Here is a 1,454-nt window from a genome sequence, read left to right as displayed (position 1 = left end):
GCGATTGCGGCAGCTTCTAAACAGCGACCTCCAGAGACTAAAAAGTAATGAAAAAAGAATTAATTATTGAAGCTGGGGGAAGTGAAAGACAATATCGAGAATTTTTTATTTCTTGACTTGTTGCGATTATCGACATTGCTTGGGCATTACTGCAGCCCTTCTTCGGTAAATTAGCCCCCTTACCTAGGAATGGCCCTGCCCCCTAGACGACTAGAAAGAAACTTTGCTAATATCATCTAACCCTGACATTAGCTAACTTTGTTAGATAAGAACTTTTTTAAGAATTATGATCGGCCTATAATAGTAACTGTAGTCACCCCTATCCTTTAGCGATAATTCTTGGTTTGGGGTTGATGTCCTTCAGCGCAAGCGAGATTGGTTATGAAAATTAGCGAACTAGAAAACTACTTGGCTCAGGTTAAGTCAGAGATTGGTGACATCGATATCGTCTATCAATGTCACAGCCAGCACTATAGTTGGTTGGACAAAATGAGAAGCCATCAACTGAAAGTGTTAAAAAATACCGTAGACACTAAACTATTAATTTCTCTGCAATAGCCATTTTCTCTTGCTAGATGCCGGCCATGTCGTCCGGTCTGTCTAATCTGCTTAACAGTTTATCTTTTCTTCACTGTCGATAGGTTCTTAAACCAGCCGCGTCGCCAAAAGAAAATGATTAAACTGAAAGCAACGGTTAGCATCAACACCCAGACGAACACATAGCCCCAATACCATTCTAATTCGGGCATATTATAGGGGGATTTATCAGTATCAAAGTTCATGCCATAAATACCGACAATGAAGGTAAGCGGGATAAAAATCGTCGAGATTACCGTTAAAGTTTTCATAATCTCGTTCATTTTATTACTCACGGAAGACAGGTAAAAATCCATTAAACCATTGGCAAATTCCCGGTAATTTTCGATAACATCGAGGATTTGTACCACATGGTCATAACAGTCTCTTAGATAGGGTTTAATCGTTGTATCGATGACAATGTACTCATCCCGTAAAAGCGCATTGAGGGTGTCCCTTTGCGGCCAAATTGCTCGTCGCAGGGAGAGTAATTCCTGACGTATTTGGTAAATTTTTGATAAAGTCTGTTCCGTGGGACTAGCTAAAATTTCGTTTTCTAACTCCTCGATTCTTTCTCCGTAGGACTCTAAAACAGGAAAATAACCGTCAATAATGGCATCCCAAATTGAGTAGGCTAAATAACCCGATTTTTGCTGCCGGATGGAACCTTTATTTAAACGGATTCTTTCCCTAACTCCCTCTAAAGAATCGTATTGTCCTTCTTCCTGCACGGTTAAAACATAATTCTTCCCAACGATTAAACTGATTTGTTCTAGCAAAAAACCCTGATGATCGATCAGGATAGCCATTGGCACTATTATTAAAATATAATTCTCGCATTCTTCCACTTTTGGTCTTTGGGGAATACTGACTATATC

Annotated in this window: 2 protein-coding genes; one reads left to right on the top strand and one right to left on the bottom strand. The window is 39.5% G+C overall.

Annotation, left to right across the window (positions count from 1 at the left end; translation table 11 throughout):
* Window positions 1–381: 381 nt before the first annotated feature.
* A complete protein-coding gene (locus PX636_RS17855) occupies window positions 382–558 on the top strand; it encodes a hypothetical protein (RefSeq protein WP_002759470.1) in 177 nt (58 codons plus the stop codon).
* 59 nt (window positions 559–617) lie between these two features.
* Here PX636_RS17855 and corA read toward each other — a convergent pair.
* Window positions 618–1,454: magnesium/cobalt transporter CorA (gene corA / locus PX636_RS17850; protein WP_288118126.1), on the bottom strand; the 837-nt coding region annotated here is incomplete at its 5' end.

Source organism: Microcystis sp. M53598_WE2 (genome assembly GCF_030067735.1).
In the GTDB taxonomy this organism is placed as follows: Bacteria; Cyanobacteriota; Cyanobacteriia; order Cyanobacteriales; family Microcystaceae; genus Microcystis; species Microcystis aeruginosa.
Note: the sequence above shows the minus strand (reverse complement) of the source record. Positions and strands in the feature narration are given on the sequence as shown.

What these genes read in the sequence shown, in the direction of transcription:
- PX636_RS17855 (WP_002759470.1), top strand. Translation starts at nt 382, where the DNA reads ATGAAAATTAGCGAACTAGAAAACTACTTGGCTCAGGTTAAGTCAGAG.